This window comes from Anaerocolumna jejuensis DSM 15929 (assembly GCF_900142215.1).
In the GTDB taxonomy this organism is placed as follows: domain Bacteria; phylum Bacillota; class Clostridia; order Lachnospirales; family Lachnospiraceae; genus Anaerocolumna; species Anaerocolumna jejuensis.
In genome coordinates this window covers 1-14,527 of sequence record NZ_FRAC01000006.1, presented here as the reverse complement: position 1 = coordinate 14,527, position 14,527 = coordinate 1, and the positions used below count along the sequence as shown (strand labels likewise).

General features: G+C 39.8%; 10 protein-coding genes and 2 pseudogenes. 1 reads left to right on the top strand and 11 read right to left on the bottom strand.

What is annotated here, in order from left to right:
- Nucleotides 1-4 precede the first annotated feature (4 nt).
- The 5 genes and pseudogenes from BUB77_RS00080 to msrB form a co-directional block, all read right to left on the bottom strand.
- Nucleotides 5-448, bottom strand: a pseudogene (locus BUB77_RS00080) (L,D-transpeptidase); the annotation flags it as partial.
- A gap of 211 nt (nucleotides 449-659) precedes the next feature.
- Nucleotides 660-1,082: a MarR family winged helix-turn-helix transcriptional regulator gene (locus BUB77_RS00075; RefSeq protein ID WP_073271558.1), complete on the bottom strand. Its 423-nt coding sequence runs from the start codon at nucleotides 1,080-1,082 to the stop codon at nucleotides 660-662.
- 12 nt (nucleotides 1,083-1,094) lie between these two features.
- The gene (locus BUB77_RS00070) at nucleotides 1,095-3,356 is read right to left on the bottom strand and encodes an ATP-binding cassette domain-containing protein (protein ID WP_073271551.1); all 2,262 of its coding nucleotides are present in this window, start codon (nucleotides 3,354-3,356) and stop codon (nucleotides 1,095-1,097) included.
- A gap of 308 nt (nucleotides 3,357-3,664) precedes the next feature.
- Nucleotides 3,665-4,915 (bottom strand): CYP152 family fatty-acid peroxygenase CypC, encoded by a 1,251-nt coding sequence (locus BUB77_RS00065; protein WP_073271548.1) that lies wholly within the window; start codon nucleotides 4,913-4,915, stop codon nucleotides 3,665-3,667.
- Between the two features lie 208 nt (nucleotides 4,916-5,123).
- Nucleotides 5,124-5,552: pseudogene (msrB, locus tag BUB77_RS00060) on the bottom strand (peptide-methionine (R)-S-oxide reductase MsrB); the annotation flags it as partial.
- A gap of 206 nt (nucleotides 5,553-5,758) precedes the next feature.
- Here msrB and BUB77_RS00055 point away from each other — a divergent pair.
- Complete coding sequence (locus BUB77_RS00055) at nucleotides 5,759-7,435, top strand: S8 family peptidase (RefSeq protein WP_170866547.1); 1,677 nt, start codon at nucleotides 5,759-5,761, stop codon at nucleotides 7,433-7,435.
- A 221-nt stretch (nucleotides 7,436-7,656) separates the two neighbouring features.
- Here BUB77_RS00055 and BUB77_RS29700 read toward each other — a convergent pair whose 3' ends face one another.
- The 6 genes from BUB77_RS29700 to BUB77_RS00030 form a co-directional block, all read right to left on the bottom strand.
- The gene (locus BUB77_RS29700; protein ID WP_170866546.1) at nucleotides 7,657-7,806 is read right to left on the bottom strand and encodes a hypothetical protein; all 150 of its coding nucleotides are present in this window, start codon (nucleotides 7,804-7,806) and stop codon (nucleotides 7,657-7,659) included.
- 65 nt (nucleotides 7,807-7,871) lie between these two features.
- A complete protein-coding gene (locus BUB77_RS00050; protein WP_073271539.1) occupies nucleotides 7,872-9,872 on the bottom strand; it encodes an ankyrin repeat domain-containing protein in 2,001 nt (666 codons plus the stop codon).
- Nucleotides 9,869-11,569: a molecular chaperone HscC gene (locus BUB77_RS00045; protein WP_073271536.1), complete on the bottom strand. Its 1,701-nt coding sequence runs from the start codon at nucleotides 11,567-11,569 to the stop codon at nucleotides 9,869-9,871. The genes BUB77_RS00050 and BUB77_RS00045 overlap by 4 nt, the downstream gene beginning before the upstream one ends.
- 198 nt (nucleotides 11,570-11,767) lie before the next feature.
- Nucleotides 11,768-12,997, bottom strand: coding sequence for a DUF4272 domain-containing protein (locus tag BUB77_RS00040; RefSeq protein WP_073271529.1), 1,230 nt, complete (start codon nucleotides 12,995-12,997; stop codon nucleotides 11,768-11,770).
- 362 nt (nucleotides 12,998-13,359) lie between these two features.
- The gene (locus BUB77_RS00035) at nucleotides 13,360-14,235 is read right to left on the bottom strand and encodes an MATE family efflux transporter (RefSeq protein WP_073271528.1); all 876 of its coding nucleotides are present in this window, start codon (nucleotides 14,233-14,235) and stop codon (nucleotides 13,360-13,362) included.
- Nucleotides 14,236-14,250: 15 nt separating this feature from the next.
- On the bottom strand, nucleotides 14,251-14,527 hold a 277-nt coding region (locus BUB77_RS00030; protein ID WP_170866545.1), incomplete at its 5' end, for a transposase.

Genomic DNA, 14,527 nt, shown 5'->3' with positions numbered 1-14,527 from the left:
CAAGAGTGTCTAACGGAACAATCTTATATAATTCTTTTATATCCTTGTTGTACATTCTAATGCACCCGTGGCTGGCAGCACTTCCAATGGATTCCTCTCTTGTTGTTCCGTGTATCCCATAAGTTCCCCATGGTACGTCCAGTCCCATCCAATGACCTCCAAAACCCTTACCTCATTCCCCCTTATCTATTATTTTCCATGTTCCGATGGGGGAAGGCAAATTTTTCATACCTGAGGCTATGGGGTACTTCTTAATGAGCTTGCCGCCTTCAAGTAAATACAGCTTTTTCTCATCAATCTCAATTAAAATAGTATATTCTGGCTGATTACTTATGGTATTTTTAATACTATGTACCCTTATAATCAAAATGATGAAGACAAAAGTGAGTATTAAAATGTATATAAGCAGTATAAAATATAAAAACCTTTTTTTTATAATGAAAGACATTGCATCTCACCTCTAGAAATATATATGCAAAAAGCAAATGTGGTATAATCATTAAGGTGAGTTATGGTTATAAATATCTGTAAAATTTACACGTTGGATTGCGTCCATGCTGGTTGTACATGCGTAATAAGCTGATGCTCTGTACCACGATCTCTATTTCCACCTGAACATCATATTAGTTTATGCATCCATTTCTGAGCGGCAAAGCTGCTCATTGCTTTTCAGCAAACAAACTCGTAATTTTTTTGCACATCATTGAGAAAGTTTGTATTTCTTCTACTGTTAATGCTTCTTCAATTAGGTTCATAATTTCATTTCCGAAATCCTCAACACGATTTAAAAAGGCTTTTCCATCGTTAGTAAGTACAATGTTATAAGAACGGCGGTCATTAAGCTGCCTTTCCTGAACGATATAATTTTTTTCCAATAGACGCTTTGTTAGTTTTGAAATACCAGATTGTGAAATGCCTTTCATTTCAGCAAGCTCCTTTGCGGTTTTCGGACCTTGTTTATTCAGCATATCTAATATATAGTATTGTGCCGTTGATACTCCCTCCACATTAAATTGGTTGGAAGCTGACACAATCATACACTGGAAGGGAATATAGCTTTCTTCCAACTCTCTCATTGCCATTTAACCGACCTCCTATATTCTCTTAATATATTTTTTTAGGTGCTTTCCTGTCAGGGAATCTTTACAATTTATTAAATCTTCCGGTACCCCTGAAAATAAAATTTTTCCGCCATTCTGTCCGGCATATGGGCCTAAGTCAATTACCCAGTCTGCCTGACAGATAATATCCAAATTATGTTCGATTACTATAAGGGTAGAATTTTGCTCTACAAGGCGGTTCATTACACCAATCAACTGTTTTATATCTGCCATATGCAAGCCTGTAGATGGCTCGTCCATAACATAGACCTGCCCGCCGTTTTCAAGCTCAGACGCAAGTTTTATTCGCTGTAATTCGCCGCCCGAAAGGGTACTAAGCGGCTGTCCCAAAGAAATATAGGTAATTCCAACATCTGAAAGCCTTTGGAGTATTGTTAATATTTCTCTTTCCTGAAAAAATTCCAAGGCTTCCGAAACAGTCATTTTAAGGATTTCTCCAATATTTTTACCTCTTAGCTGATACGTAAGCACCTCTTTGGTATAACGGTTTCCGTGACATTCTTCGCATATTGTAACAAATGTATCCATAAACGCCAAATCTGTATAAGTAACACCTAAGCCTTTACAAACAGGACAAGCGCCTTGGGAATTGAAACTGAACAGTGATGCGCTGACACCGTTCCTTTTTGCAAATAGTTTTCTAATGATGTCAAAGATTCCTGTAAAGGTCGCTATGTTGGAACGCTTTGATGCCTGTATCCCTTTTTGATCGATAAAAATAGTATCAGGATAAAACCGGGGCAGCACCCCATTGATAAGTGTACTTTTACCTGAACCGGCAACCCCGGTCACAACAGTCATTACCCCTTTGGGTATTTCAACAAAAAGATTTTTTAAATTGTGCATTGTTGCATTATGTATGGAAAGCCAACCCCTCGGGGCGCGTATATCAGGTTTTAATTCAGGGCTATAAGCCAGATACCTTCCTGTCAATGTTCCAGATGCTTTCAAGCCCTGTATGCTTCCTTGATATACGATCTCACCCCCGTGGGTGCCCGCACCCGGCCCCATATCGATAATATGATCTGCAATCTTTATAATGTCAGGGTCATGTTCTACGATAAGTACGGTATTGCCTTTGTCGCGCAGAAGTTTCATAAGGTCATTGATTTTGCTTATATCGTGAGGGTGAAGTCCTATACTCGGTTCATCAAAAATATAAGTGAGGTCAGTCAAACTGCTGCCCAGTTGACAAACCATTTTGATTCTTTGAGATTCCCCGCCTGAAAGAGTAGAAGTTTCTCTGCTTAAACTTAGATAGTCCAATCCAATGGATACCATGTGCTTCAGGCGATTTACCAGTTCTGAAACTACTGTAGCTGCCACAGGAGCACCGACTGACTGAATAAAGTCTAACAGTTCGTTTATCTGCATATCTGAACATTCGGCAATATTTTTACCGTTCACTTTGCAAGATAATACTTTATCATTCAGGCGTGTACCGTGGCAGTGAGGACAATCTTGTTTTATGACAAAACGCTCAATCTCTTTGCTGTATTTTACTTTTTCACCGTCTTCTTTTTTAAGAAAGCTCCGCTCAATGCGTGGAATAAGCCCCTCGAACAATGCGGTTTTATGCCATTCGGGAGACGGGGTTTTCACCTTGATTCCGTCAGTGTAAAGTAACAGCTCCAATTCTTCGGCGGAATAATCCTTGATTTTTTTATCGTTATCAAAAAAACCTGAATGAATATAACGAGTCAAACGCCAGCCGCCGGGTTCAAAAGTAGGGAAAAGGATAGCGCCCTCATTCAAGGACTTATTTTTATCTAACAGCTGCTCGATATCAACTGCTTCAATCTTACCTAATCCTTGACAGCAGCTGCACATTCCAATGGGGTTATTAAATGAAAAAACATCAGAATAGCCTGCAAAGGGTTTTCCAATTCGAGAAAACAACAGGCGCAATAAAGAATAAATATCTGTAATTGTTCCTACTGTTGACCGGGCATTACCACCTAACCTTTTTTGATTGATAATGAAAGCTACCGATAGATTTTCAATCGTATCCACATCAGGTTTTCCATAATGTGGCATACGGTGACGTATAAAGCTGGTATAGGTCTCATTTAATTCCCTTTGCGATTCTGCCGCTATTGTATCGAATGCCAAAGACGATTTGCCGGAACCGGATACGCCTGTAAAAACCGTAATTTCTTTTTTGGGTATCAGGACATCTATATCTTTGAGATTTCGCTCTCTTGCGCCAGATACATGTATATGATTATCATGCATAGTTTTACCTCTTCTTTATAGTTAACACGGTTAATATATGAGTGGGTCAACTATATTTTATCAATCTTTTCTCTTTATTGCAATAATTAAAAAACTTTTTATAAGCTCTGACAAGTAAGATACGCTTACTGGTTAAACCAAATACATACCAAATATTGAATAATTTAGCTGCAGTCAAGCAAGAATTTGCTTTAAAGCTATCAGCCCGCTTTCTTACTTTGCGATTGCTCTCTTCTTATCATTCAAATAAAAAAGGGCATAATCTCTAATAAGTGATCATGTCCTTTTAAACAATAAAATGATATTTTTCATTTGGATGTCACATTAGTAATTACAAATCCGCTTTTAGGAAATGTCGGTATTCTTGTCATGTTATAACTTAAATCCTGATCAGGCACTTTGTATTGGATTTTATTTACAAGAAAATTAAGGGTTGCTTTCATAATTTCAACTGTAATACTCTCTCCGGGGCAACGGTGTCCATTGGCAGGATCGCCTCCGCCATGGGGAATAAACTCAAAGGGATTGTATTGCCAAGTCCTGAACCGCTCCGGCTGAAATTCATAAGGATTTTCCCATATGCGTGAATCGTGATCTATTCCAAATACATCAAGAATTACAAGCGTTCCTGTTTTAAAATCACAGCCATTCCAGGCAAACTCTTTTTTCACTTTTGCTCCGACAAAAGGGGTAAAAGGATAAAAACGCCGTACTTCCTGTACAAACATGTGAGCTGCATCGGCATCGTTAAGCAATACGTTTTTGTAATCAGAATGTTCATGCAGGGCCACAGCCATAAACGTAATGTAAGTTGAAATGGCGACTATGGGACGAATGAAATTAATCAGTTCTTTTGCCGCCATTTCAATCTCCAGTAGGTTACCGTTAAGCTCTTTGTGATTCGCCACCATATAAAGTGCCGAATTTTCAGGGGCCTTTAACCTGCCTGCCCGCAAATTATCGATAATGGTTTCAATCCACTTTTCCGTTTTTGTTCTTGCTGACTTCCCTTTCCAATGCCTTGGCCCGGCAGCTCCAAAAGCGTCGATCATTTCGGCAAAATCGTCGGCATATTCCTTTGTTTCAGCTTCCAATAACGGAACACCGGCCCATTGGCAGGCTATTTTACATAAGACAATTTTACTCTCATCAAAGAGATTAATCTTTTCAGCCGCTTCCCATCTGGGTATAGCCGCTTTCCATTCCTTAGAGGCAAGATCGGCAAGTACCCTTGGATTCGGATCTGTTGTCAGAGACATGAAAAGGGATTTGCGGTGATTATGCGCTTCGCCATCCATACCCTGTATTGCATTTTCTCCGGTCAGGGTTTTTTGCACCCGTTTAGGTGCCGCACCACTGCGTACAAACCTTTCCGTATCGTAGAATATTTCCGCAGCTTCTTTTCCGGTTATACATATTGCTTCCTGTCCAAATAAGTGTGTTTGAAACAAGTCGGATTTATGTTTATCCATCCTGTTCTTTATATACAGATAACCCTCTTGTGACAGGGCAAGGGTTTCATCAATATCTTTTTCATGGGGAGTATTGGTTTTTGGCATTTTAGCATCTATTCCTTTCCATCCTGAATAACACACTGACATGCATTCCATGCAAGCTTTGCACACCTGTTGCAAACGTCAATATATTTTTGTGTTTACCGATTACCTTTTTTACGATTTCCATACTAAAATTACCTCCTTTCATTTTAGTTTTTACCAGTTCTATTTCTGTTATACAACGTACTTCTTTCTATTTTGGGTGCAAATTTTAAATAGCAGTTAGAAAGTCTCCATACCCTTCCTTCTGCATTTCTTCTTCCGGTATGAATTTCAGGGATGCACTATTGATGCAGTACCTTAAGCCACCCAATTCTACTGGTCCATCCTCAAATACATGCCCTAGATGAGAGTCTCCTGTTTTGCTTCTCACTTCCGTGCGTTTCATGCCATGGCTATAGTCGGTAACTTCTATAACAGCATTTTTATCAATGGGTTTCGCAAAACTGGGCCATCCGCAGCCGGACTCGAATTTTTCACTGGATATAAAAAGCGGTTCCCCGGTAGTAACATCCACATATATTCCTTTTCTGAATTCATTAAAATATTCATTTTGAAAAGGCCGTTCTGTGGCATTGTTCTGCGTTACTTCATACTGGGTTCTTGTTAAAGCTGCTTCTAACTCTTCTTTTGACTTCTTCGAATATTTATTATCATTCATATATTGCACACTTCCTTCTTTGTCTTCCTGTCTTGTGGGTAAGATAGTATTTGAATAGTCAAGAACAATTATAACAATTTGCAATAAAAATTAACATCATATGAAAATAAATCCCCATATATTTTCATATGCTAGAGTAACCTGATTGATCTGAAAGTTGTTTAAGAATGAATGAAGAAGAAAGAATGAGAATAATCAGTGAGGATTATGTGGATGGTATAGTTGAATATGCCATTAGTTCCGAAGAATATGCCAGGTATGCGGGCACGACCACTAATTTCATTAATGATAAGTACGCAGCTGTATATGTTCCGCTTTCTAGAATACCGGAAAAACTAATCGGCTCCATTGCTTATTCCGTAATACCAAAGCTTTTTGCTCTGCTGGATCTTGTAAGTCTTGAAGAAATGGGGGTAATAAGACTTCAAAGCAGTCCCTTATCTCTCAAGGGGAGTGGCGTTCTCTTAGGTTTTGTTGATACTGGAATTGATTACCTCAACCCAATGTTTCAGAATGCTGATAAGACTACCAGAATTGTTTCCATATGGGATCAAACAATTGTAAATATGCAGGCTTCCCCTGATATTTTTTATTATGGTACGGAATATACAAAAGACCAAATTAATGCCGCTATTCAAAGCGAAACACCTCTTAGTATCGTTCCAAGTATAGATGAAATCGGACATGGAACTACCCTGGCCGGACTTGCAGGAGGCTTTACAGATGTAACAGCGGACTTTTACGGAGCAGCACAGTTATCAGAATATCTAATTGTTAAATTAAAACCTTCAAAAACAAATGTCAGAACATATTTTGGTGTCCCTGATGACGTACCATGTTACTCTGAAAATGACATCATGTTTGGAATTGCCTATTTGGTGAATATGGCAAAGAAATTAAACCGCCCTATTGCTATCTGCATCGGACTAGGCACGAATCAGGGGAGTCACGAAGGATTGGGGCCTTTGAATGACCTTATTTCTAATTATTCAACTCAGGTTGGTGCAGCTATCATTATTGCAGTCGGTAATGAAGGCAATGCCAGGCACCATTTTTTTGGACAAATTAATGGAGCTGCTGCTAACACTTTAGTAGAATTGGCGGTGGGTGAAAACGAAAATAACTTTTCAATTGAATTATGGGGGAATACCCCAGGCACCTATTCCATTGATATTATTTCTCCTTCCGGAGAATATATCCCCCGCATTCCTGCGCGAATCGGTGAATTCAGAAATATAAGATTTATTTTTGATGATACTACTATCTATGTAGATTATGTCATTGTGGAAGCCCAGACAGGTGATGAATTAATTCTGATCCGTTTCCGAAACCCTGCTCCGGGTATATGGAAATTCAGAGTCTATGGTTCAAAAATAACCTCCGGCTTTCATTTATGGCTTCCCGTTCGGGGGTTTATCTCAGATAAAACAGTTTTTGTGTCACCCAATCAATTTACAACAATAACGGACCCCGGAAATAACCTGTCCGCTATTACAGCCACAGCATATAACCCAATCAATCAATCCCTGTTTTTGGAAGCCAGCCGGGGCTATACGCGATATGAACAAGTTAATCCTGATTTAGCGGCACCTGGTGTAAATATCTATACGCCTCTGCCTGGCGGCCAGCATGGATTGGCTTCCGGTACCAGTCTTGCAGCCGCACTTATGACAGGTATTTCTGCTTTGCTGCTTGAATGGGGAATTGTAAGAGGCAATGACCGCTCCATGGATACTTATCAGATTAAAAAATATTTAATACGGGGTGTTAAACGCAACCCTGCCCTGACCTACCCCAATCGTGAATGGGGGTATGGCACAGTTGATATTTATGGTACTTTTGAAAGCTTACGAGGGGAATGAATCAGTAGTTTTTCTGATGGCTGAGGCTGTATTAAAACGGATTCGGGACTGCTTCTGGTGAAGTATAATTACAGGCCTGGAACAATAGGCATAAAAAATATAAGTGTAAATGTTTAAGCACTAATAGTGTGCTTTAACATTTACACTTATATCGTACTAAAAACTACCAACTGATTTTAATAGTTGGTAGCCACATAATAGTTATAAACTGATAAATTTCTTTATTGCTCATTGCCTGATGCATTTGCGGCAACTATAATAAATCCAATAACCCCTAATATTACTCCAATCCACCAGAATAAGGGTTCTACTGTAACAGCAAAGATAATCCCCAATAAGATTAAAGCGAAACCTACATTTTGCTTTTTCATAATGCTCTCCCAAGATATTATATTGATTAGCTTATTACATATCCTATTTTATTCCGGAATAATCCCTAACGTAATTGCTGAGTCAAGTAATTTACAATGTCCTTTTGCTGGAGTTCTTTCGCATAATCCAAGGCGGTTTTGCCCTGGTTGTCCGGCTCATTCACTACTGCGCCCTTTGATATCAGCAGCTTTACCATATCAGGCAAAGCAGCTTCTACGGCAAGCATCAAAGCTGTTTTACCGTTCTTATTTTTCTGGTCGATGTTATAAGGCTTTTTCATCAAATATCTCAGAAGTTCAAATTTTCCTTTCCCTGCGCCAAGCATAAAGGCTGTATTGCCCTCATTATCTGTGTCTTCCAGACGAAATCCTTCTTTCAAAAGAAATTCTATCATATCAAGCTGATCATACGCCGCAGCAATCAGAAGCAGGTTTCTCCCTGCGTTGTCTTTTGTCTGAATATTCGCACCTTCTTTTAATAAGAATTGAAAAATCTCCGGCCGGTTACCGGAAACAGCTTTTGACAGCGCATCCCTTCCTTCTTCGCTCTTAAGGTTGATATCGGCACCGTGCTCGATTAAGTATTTCATAAGGTCCATTTCGCCCATATTTGCAGCCTCCATGAGTGCACTACTGCCAAACAGGTCAATGGCATTAATATCCGCACCATTTTTTAAGAGATAATCCATGGATTTATAGACCTCATCATCTGCACAAAACATCAGTGGAGTTGAGCCTGAAATACTGCTGCCCAAATCCAGGTCAGCACCATTTTTCAGCAAAAGCTCCATCATCTTTATATTCTCTTTTACGGCAGCCGTTATTAATGGTGTCCACCCATAATTCGTTTGAGTATCCACAAAGGCTCCGCGCTCCAAAAGATATTTTGCTATCTGAAACCGGTTATGTTTTACTGCCATAAACAGTGGGGTAGCGCCATCTTTCCTTCGTTCTTCGATATCTGCACCCTTTTCTTCCAGCAGGTACTTTACGCGCTCAAAAAGCCCTATACTGCTTGAAAGCACCACATTCAGCAGGCTATCATCCCCACTGTGCTCCAACAGGCATAAAACGACCTCCCGGTGCCCATGGTCTGCCCCAATATCAAAGGCAGTCTCACCGTTATCCAAAGCTGCACTGACTGATGCTCCGTTCTCCAGCAGGCACTGTACCAGCTCCAGGTCTCCTTGCTCTACCGCATACATTAGAGGAGTCCTCGTATCACTGCTTCTCGCTTCTACATTTGCCCCTTGTTCCAACAGGTATTCCACCAGTTCTATATCATTATTCCTCACCGCCCACATGAGGGAGGTTTTTTCGAAACTTCCATTTGCTTCTATATTGGCACCGTATTGAAGCAGCACCTTGACAATATTATGGTACCCCATTGCCGCTGCGGATTCCAGTGGGGTCATACCCTTGCGATTCACAACCTTTGTACTGGCCCCATTCTCTAACAATCGAAGTACAATAGCATCATCACCAAAGCCTACAGCGTAACATAAATCATTTTTGACCAGTGCCGAAAATGCCACGTCCTGCTCGCTCCAATGAAATAAGCTGTCCAGAAGGCTAAAGACCTCACCGGATAGCCGGTAATTCTCCATTAGAAATTCCATCATTTCGCAGCCCAAAAGGCTCCGATCCTCCAAATTCCACAGTACTTCGTCATTCAACAGTACTTCGTCATTCAACAGTACTTTCCACTGATTCATATCATTTCTTGACTTAATTTCAGCATAAATGTGTTCCACTTTTTCCATGAATTCCCGAAATCTGTCCGTATCATCTGCCAGGGTTGATGGACTTTCTTCCGAATAAGTCATATTGTTATCCATATATTCTGTTAAAGCATCATCAGTAAAATCCTTAAAATCTAAAGTTTCCTGCCTGGGTTCTGTCCTTTCTTTTATCTGCTCCAAAGCTATGTCATAAGCAGCCTTTAGTCTTTGAAAACCCTCCGGATCTTCTTCCGGACGATGCTGCTTCAACTTTTTTGCATATGCCCTTTTAACTTCTGAAATACTTGCGTCAGAGCCTATATCCAAAATACCCCATATATTCATCTGTACCCCCACCACCTTTCAATTTCTTCCAGCTTCCTTTTTAGTTCTTTTGCTGCTTTTTTAATCGCTCTTTCATTCTGACTTTCAAGAACCTGCTCAAACCTTCTCAATATATAATCAATATGTTCCCGGTTCTCCCCCAGGGTCTCCTGATACAGACGCTCACCTTTTGCAAGCAGCAGCCTGTTTTCCGTATGTTCCCTGGGATGGATTTTTATGCTTTCCAGAACTCTAAATCTCTCATCAATTTCTTCCCTTGAAAGACTTCCGGGACTTTTCTCTATAATTAATCTTCCTTTTTTACCTGTACTTACTACTATCGCCTCTACTTCCAATATTCCGTTGATATCATAGGTATAACGGACCTCTATCGTTTCTTCCCCGGCGGGAGCGGGCGGAATTTTAATCCATAGCTCTCCTAACTTAATATTGTCCTGGGCTCTCCTGCTTTCACCCTGGTATACATCAATGACAATGAGGGTCTGGTTATCCTTAATGGTACAAAGCTGTTCCACTTTGCTGATGGGTATTGCCGTATTCCGTTCGATGATGGGCAAATAATAACCGGATTCATATTTTCCGCCATCCAAAGATTTGGATACGGATGTTCCAAGGGAATAAGGGCATACATCCGTCATAATAATCTCATCCAATGCCTCATTTTTATCTTTCAGAGCCGCCTGTACGGCAGCTCCTAAGGCAATTGCTTCATCCGGGTTTATATTGGTAAAAGGAAGCTGTTTCAATATTTTTCCGACAGTTGATTTGACGACCGGCATCCTGGTTGCTCCTCCTACCAGAATAACGGCATTCAGATCTCTTGGATTAAGAGAGGCATCCCTTAAAGCGCGCTCAATCGGATGACGCAAACGGAATAACAATTGACTTACAATAGATTCAAAGCTATCATTATCCACTGTCATTTCATAGCTTTTACTGTCTATCATGATGCTCATTTTTTCTTTCTCCGATCGTCCAAGGGCACATTTGCAGAATTCTGCCTGCTTATATAAGGCGGACATGGTTTTTAGATTCAGAGCTTCCCTATCCAGTTCCTGTGATTCTATAAAATAAGAAACCAGTGCATTGGTAAAATCCTCACCTCCCAGGAAATTATCTCCTGCTACTGATTTGACCTCAATTACTCCTTCAAATATCTCAAGTATGGAAATATCAAAGGTGCCTCCTCCCAGGTCAAAAACCAGAAAGGTGCTCTCCTCCTGCCGGTGGATACCATAAGAAAGAGCCGCAGCTGTCGGTTCGTTGATGAGTCTTTCCACCTTTAGTCCTGCCAGTTCCGCTGCATACTTGGTAGCTTTGCGCTGAGCATCATTAAAATAAGCAGGGACACTGATAATTGCTTCCTCAACAGGAGTTCCCAAAAAGGCTTCCGCATCTGCTTTTAATGATTGCAATACAAAGGAAGAGAGTTCTTCCGGTGTAAAATTGTAATTGCCCATTGAAAAGCGTTTTTCAGTCCCCATAAAACGCTTGAAGGAAGCTGCTGTAAGGTGGGGATGCGTGATAAGCCTTTCCCTGGCTATCTGCCCTACAAGGATTTCCCCGGTCTCGTCAATACTGACCACAGATGGGGTAAGCCTTGCTCCAATTACATTTGGGATGATTTCCGGCCCATTGTCAGTCCAGTAAGCCACAAGGCTGTTTGTTGTCCCTAAATCAATTCCTATTGTTGTCATTTATACCTCCGCTGCTGTAATTTGTCGATATTTTATCATTTATATATCTCTGCATCACTTAAGAATACACGGGTATGTAAAAAGGCACACCATTTTGATGTGTCCTTAATTTTACAGTATTCAAGAAGGTTACTTAAACCGTATAGTACCTGAACGTAACCGGATTAAATACAAACTTATATTTAATATGATACAATCTTAAGTATCAATGCGGATATCATCCCAGTCACAGGCTCCATTAGCCCCGATTAACCAGTTCAGAGCATAATGCTGTTCCTGTACTACTCCCGCCTCAAGTCCTGCCGGCGGCTCCAGATTTTTTATTCTTGCTTCCACACAGGCCCAGTCATAATATAGAATTTTCGTTTGCATATCCAGCAATTCTTTATTTGATTTAACATTCGCATTTTGTATTAGTTTATCTAAAGAGCCACAGGAGCGAATCACTTTTGCAGCCTTGCCAACATCACAAATATCCGTTGGAGCGTTTAATTCCATTAGCCCAAGAGCCCATAGTAATACCGCACATCTTTCATATTGCCAGGAAAATTGTATCAATGCGGATTTCTCAGGAGCCTCCGTTTCAATATATTCTTTTTCTTTATTACTTAGGTAGTCCATAACGCCATACCTTTTATTCACTTCTTCAAAATTACTCTTTGCTAATTTTAAAGAACCATCTTCCATTAACAAACATTCTGCAAATAGAGCACAGGAAAATATGGCAGCCGCTCTCTTAGCAATCTCTTCTACACCTGGGACCACAACTTCCTGTTCCATGATTTGTGTACCTAACCTGTAATCGGTGTGTGGTATTCCTGAATTATCGCACTCTTTCATAATCTTTTTATATCGTTCTTCATCCTGAAGGGTCGCTTTGGCATCTCTCTTTAATAATTCAGAACTTGCAATTGGATAATACTTATCCAAATCTGTCTCACCTGTTATCGATATTAGCAATTCACCCTTTGCCGTATATAACTCCATACTGGGATAAAGAATAAAGCTTTTCGTTCTTTGGGCTGTTTTAAAAATAGTATTTACAATAAATTCGTTTCTTTTTTCATCAGGGCTTAATCCATATGTAATTCCTACAATGCATGTAAACATTTGAATCTGGTTTATCGCTTGTTCCAAAACCTGTGTATTTTCCAAGGGTGCCTGAGAAAAGAAATTAGCCATGCCATTGGCTTGCTGTCTTACAAAGTTCATATCATCTTTCAGATTCATCTTTATCTTTGTATCATCTTTCAGTACAATGATAAAGTCATCACCTGTTTGGCTCGATTGTTTTATTTCCTCTGCAAACTCATCTTTGGCAATTTCATAGAAACTACTGCTATTTAATGTTACTGAATATAACGTTAAAACTCCTTGTGCTTCTTCCTTTTTCACTGTTGCATCTTTTTTCCTGCGAAATAACCCCACCGCTTATCTCCTCCATAGTTGAATTATATTTATTTCCGTCTTACCATATTTATCCTTAATATCTCAAATGATATCACCAGAAACAATGATTAGCAAGCATAAAATTCGACTTTTTACTGCATAAAATCAGTTATCCTCAAGTTTAAGTATTTATGTAAACTTCAACAGAAACTAAATATAACATGCAATTCTTGGTTCTCATAAATTTGAAAAAACGCAGCAAAATTAATTATTAAGAAGTAAGAACCGGAAAGTTAAGGTTATGCCTGTACATTCCGGTTCTCAATTTAAGTACGGTAAAGGCTGCCTGATTATGCGTTCAGTATATTTTGAAACAAATGTACAAAATTGCTCTAACTGATTTAGTCCTGATTTTTTAGAGATGGAACCGTATCTTCCTGTCTGCATGGATACACATCAGTACTGCTTAAATGCATGTCCTTTTTCCAATTCCCAAAGAAGTTATACAGCAGGCTGTTAAGCGTAGTGGCTGCAAAGCTTATAACAATAGCAAGCCATATACCATTTAATCCCAGTGCAGAATGCTGGGATAAATAACCTGCCAGTGGAATACGAATCAGGCAAAGTGAAATAAAGGATATTACCATAGTAGTTATTGTTTTTCCTGCGCCGTTAATAATACCGTTTGATACATAAAACACCGTAAAGAAGAGATAGCCGGGTCCTACTATTTTGAGGTAAGCGGCTCCTGTTTGAATGACATCACCTTCTCCGACAAAAATACGCATTATGTCCTGTGGTATAAGAATGCAGAGAACAGAGATAATCAAAATAACAGGAATGTTAATGATAATGCCGTATTTCATAATCTCCTTAATACGCTGAAGCTTTCCTGCACCTATGTTTTGGGCCGTCATTGCAGAGACTGCCATCATAACAGCCATAGCAGGCATGGCAACTAAGGAATCAATCCTGCTTGCTATTCCAAAGGCAGCTGTGGCGGCGGCACCATAACGGTTAACAAAGACTATAATGAATGCATACCCCATGGAAACCAGCATCTGCTGGATGAAGGAAGGCAGACCGATTTTAAGGATTTCCAGTACAGTATGCCCATCAAATTCCCAAGCAGTGGGATTCAAGGGTTCCTTTTTATACTTATGCTTCGTGTATATAAAACCGGGTATTACGGCAGTGCCGGTTGCAATAAATGAAGCAATGGCCGCGCCATTTAAAGACAGTGCCGGTATTGGACCAGGCCCTAGTACAGCGACCATTTAATAAGTACCCTATTAAGTTTCATTTGTGTTGCAGATATCAATCTCATCCATTTTGTATTTCCAATGATATATGATTGGATCCTGATTGACCTCCTTAAAATACTGATAGATACGATTAACCAATTCCTGTTTCGATTGAACTCGAATTCCACGTAACATTTGTTTTGTCATTTTTCCAAAAAAGCTTTCTATCATGTTAAGCCATGAACCATGTGTTGGGGTAAATACAAATTCAAACCTTCCTTCTGGCATGGTTGCAAGAAAGTTTTTTGTCTCATTTGATTTATGA